The organism is Aquimarina addita, from assembly GCF_039539305.1.
Taxonomy (GTDB): Bacteria; Bacteroidota; Bacteroidia; order Flavobacteriales; family Flavobacteriaceae; genus Aquimarina; species Aquimarina addita.
The window spans coordinates 1-17,124 of the sequence record NZ_BAABCW010000017.1; the positions used below are offsets into that span (position 1 = coordinate 1).

Here is a 17,124-nt window from a genome sequence, read left to right on the forward strand (position 1 = left end):
CAGCAATATGTTCGGGATTATTTTTGACCTGTTCCTCAAACAAGTCGATAACCGTTTTGTCTTTTGGGTATTCGACCTGGGTATCATTGAATACTTTTAATAACTGATGTTCTTCTTTGGGGGTTAACATTGATAAATCCTCAATAGCCATATCAGGGTTGTCCGCGATACTAGAGAGTAGTTCACGATAATGTATCGCCAAGTGACCAATAGCCTTTTGATCATATAGATCTTCATTATAATCAATAATCAAAAAAAGATTATCTTCATTATCATAAAAGTTAAATAACAAATCAAATTTAGTTACCAATTTCCCTAGATATTCAATGTCTGTAGTTTCAGATAAATCATCTGCATCAAAAAAATTATATTCATTTTTATTTTGTAAAACTACCATAATATCAAAAATTGGATTTCGACTTATGTCACGTTGTAATTTTAGCTCATTGACAAGGTCATCAAATTGATATTCCTGATGAGTATATGCATTCAACAATGTAGTTTTAACATCATCATATAATTTGTCAAAACTATCTGATTCCTTAATTTGGTTACGTATAACTAAAGTATTCAAGTATGCTCCTATTTGATTTTCTAAATCGACATGATTTCTATTAGCAACCGGAGTACCAATTATAATATCTTTTTCTTGAGTATATTTATACAACAAAATTTTTAAAGAAGAAACAATGGTCATAAATAAGGTTCCGTTTCTATTCTTAGAAAATTGGTTTAAATCAAGTTTCGCTTTTCTACTAACACATATTTTTAGACGACCACCCTTATTAGACATTATTTTGGGTCTTAATGTAGACTTAGGTAATTCTAAAACAGGTAAGTTACCCGAAAGCTTATCTAGCCAATAAAAACGATGTGATTGATATGAATCACTTTTTAATTGATTTAGTTGCCATTGAGCATAATCTTTGTATTGAATTCTTAACTTAGGTAACCGAGGTTCATTTTTATTTTTATATGCTTCATAATACGATAGAATATCACGAGAAAGAATTTCAAATGACCAACCATCTGCAATGATATGATGAAGGTTATAATAAAATAAGTGATTGTCATTTGATAGTTTGAATAAACTACATCGGATTAAAGGGCCTTTATCTAATTCAAAAGCCTTATAACTATCATTTCTAATATAGTTATCAATTAGTTCATTTTTATTTTTCTCTCTACTTAGGTCTATGCTATCAATGAAAAAATTACTTTTCTCATATGGCAAAATACGTTGCCGTACATTACCGTCATCATCATCTTCAAATATTGTCCGTAAAATTTCATGTCTATAAATAACAGATGTTATTGCTTTGCGAAAACTATTAATGTCGTAATATCCCTTTAAATAAAATTGAGAAGGCATGTTATACGAAATATTACCTTGATCAAATTGACTTAAAGTCCACAAGCGTTTTTGAGAAGATGATAATTCATAGTTATACAACTCAGGAACATTAGGAATTGTAGTATGGTTTTTGTTATCTCTATTTAAAAAATCAATTAAATCATTTCGATATTTAGCTATTTCATTTTTAAGTTCTAAACTAAGATCATCTTTAAAAACTTCGACATTTAAATTCTCTCCTTCTAAATATAAATTACAGCCTAATTTTTTTAAAGTTTTTAATAATGAATAAACTTTTTTGTCCATAAAATAAAAATTGTCTCAAGATATTTAAATTATTTTATATAATATCCTATTGGTTAATTAGTTGTTTTTCTGATTTCGATTAAAATGAATATTTATTTTTGCTTTCTTGAAAATCCGTATTTTCCTTACCCTTCCCAAAAGACCATTTATGAATTTCAATCATTTCTTTTTGTTCTCTTATTGTTTTATAAATGAATACATCTTTTAAAAGTAATTTTGAATCAAATTTTATATTAATTGCACTTACAAGCTTTGTAGCTCTCAAGCTATGACCTCCAATGTCAAAAAAATTGTCATTAATTCCTATTTTTTCTATACTAAGTATTTCTTGCCATATTTGAACTAATTGCAATTCCAATTTATCCTGGGGTGGAATATATTCAACACCTAAACGCATAGTATTGCCTTCATAAGAAATTAAAGATTTTTTATCTATTTTACCATTACCAGTTAATGGTAATCGTTCTAGTTGTACATATTTTGAAGGTAACATATAATCGGGCAATAGTTTTCTCAAATAATCTTTTATACCATCATCTATATTATTATCATCGAACACGAGATAAGCTACTAATAAAGATTCTTCATTATCAATCTCTTTTAATAAAACAGCCGCTTCTCTTATATTTTTATGGTTCAATAAGTGATGTTCAATTTCTCCTAGTTCTATTCGATAACCACGAAGTTTAATTTGTTCATCTATTCTACCTAGAAACTCAATATTACCATCGGATAACCATCTTCCTAAATCACCAGTTTTATATATTTTTTCTCCTTTAATAAATGGATTTTCAATAAATTTTTCTCTTGTTAATTTTGGTCTATTAATATACCCACGCGCTAAACCAGATCCTCCAATAAAAATCTCTCCAATTACTCCTTCAGGTTGTAATACATTTTTATCACCTAAAATATAAATCTGTGTGTTCCATATTGGACGACCTATAGGTACTATTTGATCATTCATAGATGTTGTGTGATGAGTTACATCTATAGACGCTTCGGTTGGACCATAAAGATTACAAATTTCAAAATCTAACTTTCTGTACCAGTTTTGAACCATACTAATAGGTAGAACTTCTCCACTTGTAATTAATCTTTTCAAAGAGCTAATATCGTTCTTCAAATTTTCATCATGAAACAAGGCTTTCATAAATAAGTTAAGCATGCTAGGAACAAAGTGAATACAAGTGATATTATGATTTTTAATTAATGATACTATATTGAAAGGAGAATATGCATCTTCTTCTTTACAAACTATCAATTTTGCACCCCAACATAGTGGTAAAAAAATTTCCCATACCGACACATCAAATGTAAATTTAGTTTTTTGTAGGATTATTTCATTTTTAGAGAAATTCAATACATTCCACATCCAAGACAATCTATTTACAATACCACCATGCTCTATCATTACTCCTTTTGGCATGCCTGTTGAACCTGAAGTATATATTACGTACATTAAATTTTTAGAATTAATTTCGACAATTGGTGCTTTTTTATCGTAATCAAATTCTTTTCTCCTAAAATCGTCTAATACTGATTCATCAATAATTACTTTACAATTACTATCTTTTTCTACATACTCTATACGTGAATTAGGATCATTTGGATCTATTGGCACATAAACTCCTCCAGCTTTCAAAACACTTAACAATGTAATTATTAACCACTCGCTTCGTTGTAATTTAATTCCAATAAGATCCTCTGTTTTAACATCAAATTGATCTATAAGATAATTTGAAAATCGGTTTGTGAGGACATCAAGATTATTGTAAGTGATTTCGTTATCTTCAAAAACCAGTATAGTTTTATTAGGGGCATACTTTACCTGTTCCTGAAACAAATCTATAATTGTTTTATTATCAAGATTTTCTTTTGTGGTTTGATTAAAATCTGTGAGCAATTTTTGAGACTCCTTTTTTGATATGTAATCAATTGAGTGATACGGTTGATTTGGATTAGTAATAATTTCTTGTAATATTTTTAAGTACATATTAATCATTTTTGACATAGTACTTTTATTAAAAATATTGGAGTTATATTCCCATTCAATTACAATCTCTTTTTGACTTTCCAAATCATCTTGTATTTCCAATTGATCAAATGGTGTATATACTGTTATATTCAAATCAAACTTGGAAGATCTATTATGTGAATTTATTATTTCTAGTTCTAAGTTTGGTATTTTTAAACCTCTATTTGGAGTGTTTATAAAACCAAAAAAGTATTGTATTAAAGGAGAAACACCTAACTTTCTTAATGGTTTTATTTTCTCAACCACTTTATTAAATGGCGTATCTTGATAAGCGTAAGCTTCAAAACTGGTTTTCTTAACTTTTGTTAAAATTTCCTCTAGCGAATTTTCTGAATCGAATTTTGTTCTTAACACGATAGTGTTAACCATCATTCCAAGCATAAATTCGAACTCTTTTAATTTTCTATTTGCAATACCAGTACCTACAGCAACGTCAGTTTCATTACAAAGCTTACTAATCAAAATTTTAAACCCGGTAAGCATAGTTATAAAAAGAGTCCCCTTGTTTTGTTTACTAAACGACCTTAGACTTTTAGATAACTGTCCAGATAATTTCTCAACTAATAATTTACCATTTTTTGGAACTACATTTGTCCTTTCATAATCTACTGGCAGTTTAAATTCTGTCCTCATAGATTTTAATTTTTTAACCCAATATGTTAAATGACTATCTAATACTTCTCCTACCATATAATTCCTCTGCCAATATGCATAGTCTTTATATTGTAATGTCGGAATAAAATTTTCATATTTAGAATTTGCAAGTATTTTAGAATAAATTTCAATAAACTCTTTTAATAGAATTCCTTGTGTCCAACCATCCATAATCAAATGATGTTCGCATAAAACTAATATATTTTCAGTTTCAGAAAGTTCAATCAAATTAATTCTTAATAATGGACCATTCTCAATATCAAATTTTTTATTACCTTCTTCAAGAATAAATTTCTTAAGAATTGCTTCTTGCTTTTTCAGAGGAAATTTAGATAATTTTGCAACCGGAATTTGCAATTTAAATGGCGATAAAATTTTTTGATTTGGAACCCCATCAACTACTCTGAACACAGTTCTTAAAATTTCGTGCTTTTCAATTAAAATGTTAAATACTTTTTCTATATTTTTTAAATTCACAATTCCTTTTAACTTAATTGCTCCAGGAACTAGATAGGCAGAATCATTTTTGTCAAGTTCGCTTAAAAACCAGAGTTGTTCTTGTTGATAAGATAACGGAATTACTGTATTGTTAGGGATTTTATTGATTTCTAACATTTTATTAGAAGGTAATTCAATCAATTTTACAATTTCCTCAATAGTAGGATTAAGATAAAAGTCTTTTAAAGAAATTTCAATTTTATAAGTAGATCTTAGAATGCTTATAAATTGATTTGCTAACAAAGAATGCCCCCCAAGTTCAAAAAAATTAAAATGAATATTTGAATTTTTAATGTTTAGTAGTTCATTCCAAATTTTCACTAATATATGCTCCCACTCTTTCGTTGGTTGACTATTTTTATCAATTTGGAGTTCTATATTTTTTAAAGTGGGTTTAGGGAGTTTTAATATGTCAATTTTACCATTTGCCGTTAATGGAATTTTTTTGAGAACAACGTAATCAGTTGGTATCATATAAAAGGGTAAGTTCTTTTTCAAATCAATAACTAAGTCTTCTAAATTTAGTTTTAGATTTGAAAATGTTTTGATATAAGCAACAAGTGATGGTTGATGTAAACCCTTAATAACAACTTTGCATTCTAGAATTTTAGAATCACTTTTTTTTAACTGTAATTCAATTTCTTCAGGCTCAATTCTAAAACCTTTATAACTTAATTGATCATCTTTTCTTCCTTTGAACAACAGTATACCATTTGCATTCCATTTACCTAGGTCGCCTGTTAAATAGACCGTTTCGCCATTTAAATTAATGAAAGATGAATTAGTTTCCTCTTTGTTGTTCAAATATTCTCGCGCAATTCCTTTTCCTGAAATAGCGATTTCTCCAGTAGCTCCTTTAGGCAATAAGTTAGAGTTTTCTAATATATAAACACTAGTATTAGAAATAGGTCTTCCAATTGGAACTGGTTCTTCCATATCAGTAATTTTGTGATATGTTGCACAAACAGTTCCTTCAGTTGGACCATAAGTATTATAAACAAGAAATTTGTTTACAATATTATTTAAGCTGTCTATTTTTATAACTTCACCTCCACTAATCAAGACTCTTAATTCTAATTGGTAATCCTGATGAAATTGATTTAAATAATTTATGACAAAAGGATTTGTGCTTAAAACAGTTATTTTATACAATTGGCAATCCAAAAAAATCTGATGAAAATCTTTAGAATCATTTGCAAATACTAAGATTCCTCCTACTGATAAAATGGGAAAGATCTCTTCTATAGATGTATCAAAAGCCAGAGACGATTGTTGCAAAACTAAATCTCTATCATTCAAAGAAAAAAACTCTGAAAATGTCAGGCAGTAATTGTAAAGGGAATTATGTGTAATTACGACTCCTTTCGGCTTACCTGTTGAACCAGAAGTATAGATTATATAGGCATCATCTTTTAAATAAAAATTCGGAAGTTTAAATGACTCAGATATCTCTTGATCATAAATAATTTCATTAATATTAATGAAGAATTGGTGATTTTTATATTGATTTTTATTTGTAATAACTATATCGGTCATAGAGTCCTTTATAATATAGTTTTTCCTTTTTTGCGGATATGAATTATCTATAGGTATATAAATTCCTCCAATTTTAAACAATGCTAGAATTGAGACGACGCTTTCTACAGAATTCGGAAGATCTATTACAACTCTGCTCTTTTTTTTAATGTTAAGGCCATTTAAATGGTTTGCTAGCCTATTGGACATTTTTTCTAGGTTTTGATAGGTATAGGAAACTTCATTTGAAATGACAGCGACATTTTCAGGGCGTAATTTTAAATTTTCAAGCCAAAGTGAGATAAAATTCTTACTCTCTTTTCTAAAAACTCGTAAACCTTTGGAAATATCGATAATCTCTTTTTTTTGTGAATTACTACAAATAGATATCTCTGAAATATTTTTCTTGATATTATGTGGGAGTTCTTCTATCAAAAAACGATATGATGACAAAATTTCTGTTATTTCAAATTTTGGCACGAATCTACTATTAATATCAATTCTAAATCTTAATATTTGATCACCGTTATCGAAAATATGAATAGAAATCGGATCATCTTCACTTTCATTGGATAAAGGATGAATAGATGTCGGTGTATTTGAAAAAAATGGTTCGTAGGATGTCTTTTCATATGACAAGCGAATATCATATAATCTTCTTTCTCTTTCATTAACAACACTTTTAATAATATCGGCTAGCTGAAATCGTTGATGACGATAACTTTTCAAAAGTTGTCTCTTTATTTTAATTAAAAAATCAAATAGAGAAATTTCTGAGATGTTTTCTAATTTTAAGGGTATGACATTTATGAATGGGCCAATAACGGATTTTTGGGATAAATTACTTCTGTTTTGAATTGGTATGCCTATTGATAATTTTTTTATTCCATAATATTTAGAAATTGCAATATATAGCAGACCTATAAAAACATGAAATGGGCTTAAATTATAAGCTTTAACAACATCATAGAATTTAATACTCTCTGTCTGATTGAGATCAAATTTTTTTGAATAAAAAATTCCATCATCATTTTTTTTTTGATAGACTAATGGCTCTAAAATTTTATATTCATTAAGCCAAAACTCTTTGTTAACATTAAATAGTTGAGTTAACCTATATTCCTTTTCTTCATTAATATATGTTTGAAAAGAGTATTTAGTTTTTTCTTTGTTATTGGTTTCAATATTATTAGAAGATATTCTATTGTATATCTCATTAACTTTGTTAAATATTAAATGGAAAGAAAAACCATCAGCTAATAAATGATGTATTTTTATATACCAAATGTATTTTTTATCGCTTATTTTTATCAACCATATTTTAAATAATAATTTTTTGTCTAATATAATTCCGAAAGACTCGGAGAAATCATTTTTAATCTTAGAAACTGCATTTTCAAAATTAGATTCTTCAAAAAATATAAAATCACTATAAGATTCTTTATTTAGAAAATATAAAGGTATTCCGTTCTTTTCTGTGAATTTGTAAGAGAATATTTCATTTGATACTGTAAGCTCACGTATTGATTTTTGAAATATTGAGACATTAACTTCACCTTCAATTAAAACGTATCCACCAATATTATACTTAGGAGAATTAGGATTGAGTTTTTGATCTAACCAAATATATTTTTGTAAAGTTGAAATTTCGTTATAAACCATATATTATTTGTGTTATTTAAATAAAAAATTGATCTAGAAAATAGTGATGTAAGTTAATTTTGTAACGAAAATTGGGTTACAATGATTCTGCATTTCGACTTTTTTCCAAATATATTTCTTCACATTCGTGTATCGAAATGGTCAATATTTCAATTGCTGCGTTGACGATTTCAGTCGTAGTGATCAATGGTGGGGTAAATCGCATGACATTATTAAAATGACCACCTACTTCGAAAAGTAATCCTTTGTTAAAACATGTTGACCTTAAAGTTTTTAGAAATTCTTCAAAAGGTTCTTTTGTATCCTTATTTTTAACAAATTCTATTCCTATCATAAGACCTCTTCCTCGAATATCTCCAATAAATTTACTTTCATTTTTTAATTGATATAATTTATCAAAAAGGTAAGAACTGAGATATTCAGTGTGTTCTTCTAAAGAATATTTCTTTACAAAATCAAAAGCCCCGTTGGCAGCGGCTATGCTCACTTGATTAGCCCTAAATGTTCCAATGTGTGCTGCGGACTCCCAAGCTTCGATAGATTTCTTATAAATTAAACCAGAAATCGGAAAACCGATACCACCAAAACCTTTTGAAAAGGTAATAATGTCGGGTATAGCTTTTGTATTCATGAATTCTAAAAAGATTCCTGTTCTAAAGAAGCCACTTTGAATTTCATCAAAAATAACAATTACTCCATTTTTATGAGCTATATCAACAATACGCTCTAAATAACCTTCTTTAGGTAGGATATTACCGCCTTCTCCTTGCAGTGGCTCTATTATTATGGCTGCAGGTTGCGCTACGCCTGAATGTTTATCTTTCAATAACCAATCGAAGTGGTCTGCACATTCATAGTTACAAGTTTCGGGTTCTTTATTAAAGGGACACCTATAGCAATAACTATAAGGAACAAAGCTCACATTTGGAATCAAAGAAGATAATTTATTTCGAAAAAAAGTATCAGAAGTTACTGCCAAAGCTCCAGAAGTCATGCCGTGATAACCACCTGAAAACGCTATAATTCCTTCTCGACCAGTTTTTATTTTTGCTAGTTTTATTGCCGCCTCAACAGCATCTGAGCCAGTTGGACCGCCAAAGCTAACTTTGAAGTCTTTACGAATCTTGCTTGGCAGGTGATTTAATATTTTTTGGATTAAAGACAACTTGTTTTCTGTTGGAAAATCCAAAGCATGAATTAATTTGGATTGTTGCTTTTTTACGTATTCTAAAACAAAACTATTACCATGACCTACATTTAAAACTCCACAACCTCCAAAGAAATCAATGAAATGATTCCCGTCAACATCTTCAATAATACTACCTTTTGCGCTGTCAATAGCGATGGGCATTTTTGTAGGATATGAAACAACAATTCCTTCAATTTCTTTTTGTAAATCTAATAGTCTTTTTGATTTTTCTCCAGGCAATGAAGAAGAAACAATTTTAGAGCATTGTGATAAATGATACTTTTTCAGTATTTCCATATAATAACTTTATATTTTATAAATCTTAATACTTAATCTATCGTTAATTTCTTAGGTAAAATATAATTCTTTCATTAAGAGTACCTCTTGTGAATACCATTAGAAATAATTTAATGTATTCTGCTTTTATTATAAAAATAATTTCCTCTAAGTAAGTAAAAATTATTATCGAATAAATATAGATTGGGAATAAATGTTTATTCCCAATCAAGTTCTCTTTAAATAATGTCTTAATTAATCGATTTATTACCTTTGTATTTGTTAAAATTAATTCAGACTATGTTAATTTTTAGCATTGAACTATAATTTTGTTAAAAAAATTGATTCTTTTTTATGATTTCAGACTTATTTAGTAATGTTTTTTACTCCATTAAACTAAACGAATATTTACTTCATATGCATAACTCAAGTTATTCTTTTTTGTTTTTAAATAGTTCATCAATTTGAAAAGAATTATCAATGAAATTTGTATTCCTTAGTCTTTCCCGAAATCCTAACTCAATAATGGAAATGTTAAAACCGTAGTCTACTCCTAATAAAGTGTTCATTTAATTGTGAGTAAGTCAGAAATTTATTTTTAAATATTGTCAAATTATCAAAGATTAATAAAAATGACTAATTAGAATAAAATATTGAAGTGAGGCTACTATATTTGTTCTTTATAAATTTCTGTGGAAAACTTTTAAATAATGTAAATTTTATTTTTGAGTATTCTAAGTTTTATCTTAGACTACAATTATACCTAACAGAAAATCATAATTTAGAAAATGAATTAATACTAAAGCAATATTTAATCAAAGAAATTGTTTAGTAATATTAAAACCTTAATATTTATAATATAATTAAATATATTATTAAAATGAATAGAATAGTAATTATAACCTTATTGTTTTTAAACTCTTATATTGCAAGTGCGCAGCTTTTTAGTAAAGAAAGAGTCTTGAATAATCAGAACGTTGATAAAGACTGGATAAGCTTTGGGTTTATTTTAGGTTTTAATAGTTATGATTTTGATTTTGATTATAAAGCTAATGCATCTAATACTGATATAATCGTTGATAAATCGGCAGGGTTTAATGTTGGTCTTTTGAGTAATTTGAGAATTAACGATTATTTGGACTTAAGACTAGAACCTATGGTTACTTTTTCGCAGAGAAACCTAACATATACAAATCCGGATTTCAATAATTCTAGAGAAGGGTTTAGAGAGATTAAGTCAACTTATGTTCATATTCCTTTATTATTGAAGGTTTCGACTAAAAGGCTTAATAATTTCAAGCCTTTTATAATAGGTGGGGTGTCAACTTCTTTAAATTTGTCAAGCAATGAAAATAATCCTGATGATAATAGCGCTGGTCAGTTTAGAACAACTAATACAACTAATTATTATGAGCTAGGATTTGGTATTGATTTTTATTTACCATATTTTAAATTTACTCCTTCAATACGTGGTATATTCGCAATGTCGGATGAATTGATTAGAGATAATGATTTAGATAGCCCATATACTTCCCAAATCGATAAATTATCAACTCGAGGAATATTCTTAAATTTTGTGTTTCAGTAGAAGTTTGTTGAAAATAAACAAGAAAAATTCACATTGAGTTTTGTTTTAAGATATTAAGTACTATACTAAATTGAAAAGCTGAAAAATCACCAATATTGAATTCTATATTTTTTTTAAATTAATTGAAATATACCGTAATTGGCGGAGGTAAAACGATAATAAAATAAGTAACATGAGTTTTTTTTGGAGTAGAAAGGTATTAATAATTATTTTGATAGAATTTATTTTCTTTAGTTGTAGTAATAAAACTAGAGATAAATTTCCTGAAAAAATAATAACTACAAAAACTGCTAATCATATTGGAATAAAAGGCACTAAAATCTTTGCTGAAATCCCACCAAATTTTTATTATATTAAAAATCTATCCAAGTATCAAAGTGATAATGGTATTCAGATACAATTTATTGAATCAAACGCTTTTGATTTTAATAAAGCGAAATTAAAAATTACACATCAAGTATTAAAATCTAATGGAACAGAATTGGAGATACTTGAAAATGTTAAATTTAATAATTTCGAAGGTATTTTTGGTGAAGGTTATACACCTAAAAAGAAAGAACGGAAAATTTTATTTTTATTTGGTGATGACGATTTTGCGGTGGCTGCTATTGGAGTATATCCCGAAAAAAGTAGAACTAATAGGAATGAGGTATTAAAAATCTTTAAAACATTATTTTATGAAAAAGAATCTGATCTAAAACAATTCGAACTTTCTAACTTTGAATTTGATCAATCAATAACCAACTTTAAGTATGCATTTACTACTTCAAATATGTTTGTCTTTAATGAGGAAGGTAAAGCAGATATAGATGATCCATTTGCTAACTCAATAATGTTTCTAACATTACCGAAAATGAAAGTCGATGAAGGATTCTCTTTTTTAAAGAATTTATTAGCAAACGCGGAAAATACCGGATATAAATTAAATTCACCAGAACTTGCAGAATTTAAAATAGGAAAATATTCGGCAATTATTTTAGAATCTGAACAACAACTTAATAATAAAAATGGAATTATTTATGCCGTAGTTTTAATTGGAGAAAGTTCAAGTGTTGCTTTTATAGGAAATTCTTTTACAAATAATAATGAGTTATTGGAAAAATATAAGAAAACTGTTGAAAGCATTAAACTTACTTCAAAAGATTAACTAAGTCGTTGAGTGTTAATGTGCAAATATTGAACTATAATAACAATTCTTTGTCGAATTTAGAGATATCCTAAAAATGGAAATGTTACAGTGAAAACGTATTAAGGTATTTGAATTAAACCTAATGTAAACAGAATAAATGCTTTTTATCGAGTTAGCGGGTAAAGTAAAGGGTGTAGGTAAATAAATTTCTTCTATAAAAAAATGTAAGCATCAGAGTAACTACATCTAGTTATTGACCCTAATATTTTGTAGCTAAAGTAATATCTTTTCCTTCATCTCCGGCTTGGTGCACGACTTGTCGTATATCAAAAGGAAGCATATATCTAGGGGTACGAATAAACCATCGACTGTTACAAAGTTATTACACGGAATTGTCTTGTTACATTTTTTTTACCCTTTAGTATTTTTCCAGCAATTTGTAAATAAAATAGGTTCAAAACATGCTTTAAACAATTCTCCTTTGTGTATTAGTATAGCAGACAATACTTTTTATTTATTTGATATTAGTAAGTAAAATGAGGGAAAACTTTAAGTACAATTTTATGAAGAAGGCACCTGTAATTCTAAAATATTTATATCTTTAACAGAGATAGATAGAGCTATCAAGCTCCACTCTACGCCACAAATCGGAAGCCAACCCACATAATAAAACGATGAATACTTTCAATGACATAAAAGAATTGGTTACCGCTTTGAAAAGAGAGGAAAAACTAATATCTGAAATGTTTAGTAAAAGAAAGTCCATAGAATACAGATTGAGTGATGCACTAGAATTGGTTGATTTTCATGAAAATCGTATTGATTTATTAATAGAAAAATCAGTAATAAGGCAAAATGGAGGTTTTTTAGAACTTGATGGTCAATTTTTGGACTTCTTTGAGCAAGTACTTTATGTAAGTGAAGAAATCAATGTATCTTATATTAATGAAAATATCAAAAGTATTAAAGAAAGGATTATCTATTTCTTAAATGAACCCAACGAAAGTAGAAGATACACTTATTTACGATTTATAAAAAAGACGTTTCGAAATATGGGACTTGTCACACTTAGAAGTGTGGTCGATTTGAGACGAAATATTGAAAATACCTTTAAAAATGAATCGAATTACAAGAACAAACAATTAAAGCTAGAAAACCTTGATGCAAAAAGGACAGTAGTAACAAATTTGATACAGCAAACATTAGCTCTTATTAATGAGGAAGAAATAACTTTTTTTAATAGAGCTTTAGATGAAGAATTGAGTAGAATTATTATTGAATTGAAACATCAGCTAGGAGAATGCTCACATAATCTAATTGATTCGATAAAACAAGATGATATTTCAGACGGTTTTTAATAGTCAAAAATTCATAAAATATTGTGTTTCGTGGATGAAAATAAAATAAAGTATAATATAATTTAATGTTTTTCATAAATTATATAAATAAAAACTTATGATAAATTATATAGATCTTTGTTTCAATCATAAAACAAGATAGATATGAAAAATGATATTTTAGTTCAAGATTCGAATCAAAAGAAGATGGGGAAGGCAATAAAAATAGCCGTTGCAAAAGGCGACGGTATTGGTCCCGAAATTATGACTGCGACCTTACATATTCTAAAAGCAGCAGGTGCCAATATTGAACCCGAATTTATTGATCTTGGAGAGCAAGTATATTTATCAGGAAATACGGCTGGTATCAACAAAGAATCTTGGGATATTATAAGACGTAATAAATTAATTCTAAAAGCACCTGTAACCACACCACAGGGCAAAGGATATAAGAGTCTTAATGTGACGCTTAGAAAATCACTAGGATTATATGCAAATGTCAGACCTGTTAGTTCTCTATACCCATTTGTCACTACAAATTTTCCAAAAATGGATGTAGTCATTATACGGGAGAATGAGGAGGATCTATATGCAGGAATTGAGCATCAACAAACGCGAGATGTGGTACAGTGTCTTAAACTTATTACAAGACCTGGTTGTGAAAGAATAGTTCGCTATGCTTTTGAGTATGCCAAAGCATATGGTAGAAAAAAAGTAACCTGTATGGTGAAGGATAATATAATGAAGTTAACAGATGGATTATTTCATCAAGTATTCAAAAAAATTTCAGTAGAATATCCAACTATTGAAAGTGAATCTCAGATTATTGACATAGGATCGGCAAAACTTGCAGCGCATCCAGAAAATTATGATGTTATCGTAACATCTAATTTATATGGTGATATTATATCTGATATTGCTGCTGAAATAGCTGGCTCTGTGGGATTAGCGGGCTCAGCAAATATTGGAGCAAATGTAGCTATGTTTGAAGCTATTCACGGTTCTGCACCAGATATCGCAGGACAACATATCGCAAATCCTTCAGGGCTTATAAATGCTGCCATCCTGATGCTAGCCCATGTAGGTCAATTAGAAATTGCAGATACTATCAAAAATGCTTTATTAGCAACGATAGAAGATGGGTATCATACTGCAGATATATACCAAAAGAATACTAGTAAGAAAAAGGTATCTACCCAGGAGTTTGCAAATAAGGTAATATCCAGATTAGGAAATAATCCTAAAAAATTATCAATAAGTAAATTGACTGAAGGCTCGGGAGTTATGAAAACTTTTGAGTACAAAAGAAAAAAATCTAACAAAGTACTAGTCGGTGTTGATGTATTTGTGGATTGGGAGGGTTCTGATCCTAACGAAATAGGAAATGCTTTATCTCAGATCAATGCGTATAACTTACAATTAAAAATGATCACAAATCGGGGAGTAAAGGTATTCCCTAATGGATTAGAAGAAACATATTGTACGGATCATTGGCGTTGTAGATTTGTAGCCTTGGATGCAGAAATACAACAGGCAATCCCTAGTTATAAAGCTATTAATCACGAACAAATAGTGGCACTTTTATCAAAATTAAACACGAAAGGATTTGATACGATCAAAACTGAAAATCTATACGAATTTGATGGGAAAAGAGGGTTTTCGCTAGGACAAGGAGAATAACTTTTTTATAAAAACCAAATAAGTTTAGTGTATACGGCACTTCATTATTCTTCGAAACATTATCAATGTTTACAAACAGAATAATTTAGTGCCTTTTTTAATTCTTTTTTAGATATTAATATTAAAAATTTCACAAAGTATAATGTAGGCAAAAGCAATTTTTATACATCCTTAATGAATTAAATGCGTCAACTTTTTTATTCCCTCTATTCTTATATTTTATAATAACCTAAGTAAAAAAATATGGTCATTGTAGTATAAGTAATAGACATCGCCATTAGAAAATGGATTTGATTCAAAATGAATAGCAAAATTAGTTGTCCAGTTAAATGATCCAGATAACTAATTTAATGTAGATAAAACTTATGGATCAGATAAATAACCAAAACAACCTAGTACATAAAACACTTATTGAAATGAATCCGATTTATAATAAAATAAAGTTAGTAGAAGGAATTTATTCTCCCGTAAATTCGGCAGATGTACTACTGTCTTTAATCGCTGATAAAATCAAGTTTCATAATCTACAGATCATATGTAGAAGAGATAATAATGACCCTCAGGTTCTACGTGCTAAAATGAGAATTTCTGAGCTGAAGGCATCTCGTGATTTGGTAACTAAATTAATCCTGCAAGCACGCGATCAAGGACTTTCGATGAAAATTGATGGAGTAATACATATTGAAATGCTTAAAAACTTATAAATTATCGAATCTAAAACAACATTTAAATGTAAAAAATGAATATAAAAAGGTTGCAAATTTTGCAACCTTTTTATATTCCCTCAAAGGCACGGTTAATACTTCCGGAAGTATAAAACCGACTTGCCGAATTTTAGTTTATAAAATTAAGTCATTCTCTGAGGGTCGTATCGTACTAAATTAGCTAATAGAATAAACATAGAATCTGTTATAACTCTGGTTTTGTTGATCTCTACTGGCGAGATAATACCTATTACTGGTGCTATATTTAATGTTGTTTTGTATTTAATTCACATCAGTGTTTTTATAACTAAAATAAGATAACAACATGAAAACCTCTTGGGATACTATCTAAAAATGATGGTAGCACATGTCTCAGTGTTCATTTTTTTGATCAGTAATTCGACTACTTGTTTAGGAGTTTTTGCGACCCCTAATTCTTCTTGATTCAGGCTTAACTTATTGCTGTTGTTTTCCCAAATAAAGGTTTTTCCACCAGAATTAACAACCTTGTTTTTTTCGTTAGATGTAATACGAAAAGCCTCAAATTTATGATCGTACTTCACTCCTGCAGGGTAGTATAATTCAGTTACAAACTGGGTGCTTCCTTTTTCGAAGATATGGCAAACACAATCTCCGATATCTTTAACCTCAGAAACACGAACCATATTATTTTGCATAATTTTCCATTGTTCCTTTTGTTTGGCAACAACAACGTTCATAAGTATCGTACCTTTTTCTGCAATTTTAGTGTCAATAAAGGATTCAAAATCTAATAATACAGAAACTGTTCCTGCACTTTCCTTTTGAATAGTATATAAAATTGAATTCATTTTTATCTTAAGGTTATAATTACCGTCCTGAACAATATCATTCAATTGACTTTTAATGTGCTCTTTTGTATAGTTTTTTTTAATTATGGCACCTGATAGATTTACATAGGTAGTATTCCCTGTATACTGTTCGCTATATAGATTTAACACTTTTGTAACGGCATCATCTTTTTCTAGAGAATTCATAAGGTTTATATAAGACTCTACGACTTCAATAATGGGATCTACGTTATCCGTTTTACTCGCGTATATATTTGTATATAAGCAAGTCATCATAATATATAATAAGATATAAGACTTTTTCATGATATTTTTATTTTTTAAGATCTACATGATCAGATGTGATGATGTAGATCTTTGAGAT

General features: G+C 28.5%; 9 protein-coding genes. 5 read left to right on the plus strand and 4 right to left on the minus strand.

Features of this window, described 5'->3' with window-relative positions:
- From ABD816_RS16960 to ABD816_RS16970, 3 genes are all read right to left on the minus strand, one after another.
- A partial coding sequence (locus tag ABD816_RS16960; protein WP_344929407.1) for a condensation domain-containing protein occupies positions 1–1,660 on the minus strand: 1,660 nt, incomplete at its 3' end.
- 79 nt (positions 1,661–1,739) lie between these two features.
- A complete protein-coding gene (locus ABD816_RS16965) occupies positions 1,740–8,027 on the minus strand; it encodes an amino acid adenylation domain-containing protein (RefSeq protein WP_344929408.1) in 6,288 nt (2,095 codons plus the stop codon).
- A gap of 76 nt (positions 8,028–8,103) precedes the next feature.
- Entirely contained in the window at positions 8,104–9,513 is a 1,410-nt protein-coding gene (locus tag ABD816_RS16970) for an aspartate aminotransferase family protein (protein ID WP_344929411.1), read from the minus strand.
- 859 nt (positions 9,514–10,372) lie between these two features.
- Between ABD816_RS16970 and porT the strand changes: the two genes are divergently transcribed.
- The 5 genes from porT to ABD816_RS16995 all read left to right on the plus strand — a co-directional run bounded on the left by porT (position 10,373) and on the right by ABD816_RS16995 (position 15,930).
- Positions 10,373–11,080, plus strand: a complete 708-nt coding sequence (porT, locus tag ABD816_RS16975; RefSeq protein ID WP_344929413.1) for a type IX secretion/gliding motility protein PorT/SprT — start codon at positions 10,373–10,375, stop codon at positions 11,078–11,080.
- 172 nt (positions 11,081–11,252) lie between these two features.
- Positions 11,253–12,227, plus strand: coding sequence for a hypothetical protein (locus ABD816_RS16980; protein WP_344929415.1), 975 nt, complete (start codon positions 11,253–11,255; stop codon positions 12,225–12,227).
- A gap of 656 nt (positions 12,228–12,883) precedes the next feature.
- Positions 12,884–13,567: a hypothetical protein gene (locus ABD816_RS16985; protein WP_344929417.1), complete on the plus strand. Its 684-nt coding sequence runs from the start codon at positions 12,884–12,886 to the stop codon at positions 13,565–13,567.
- Positions 13,568–13,711: 144 nt separating this feature from the next.
- Positions 13,712–15,226: an NADP-dependent isocitrate dehydrogenase gene (locus tag ABD816_RS16990; RefSeq protein WP_344929419.1), complete on the plus strand. Its 1,515-nt coding sequence runs from the start codon at positions 13,712–13,714 to the stop codon at positions 15,224–15,226.
- Between the two features lie 365 nt (positions 15,227–15,591).
- Positions 15,592–15,930, plus strand: coding sequence for a hypothetical protein (locus ABD816_RS16995; protein ID WP_344929421.1), 339 nt, complete (start codon positions 15,592–15,594; stop codon positions 15,928–15,930).
- Between the two features lie 344 nt (positions 15,931–16,274).
- On the opposite strand, the gene ABD816_RS17000 is transcribed toward ABD816_RS16995, so the two are convergent.
- A complete protein-coding gene (locus ABD816_RS17000; RefSeq protein WP_344929423.1) occupies positions 16,275–17,066 on the minus strand; it encodes a hypothetical protein in 792 nt (263 codons plus the stop codon).
- Positions 17,067–17,124: the final 58 nt, after the last annotated feature.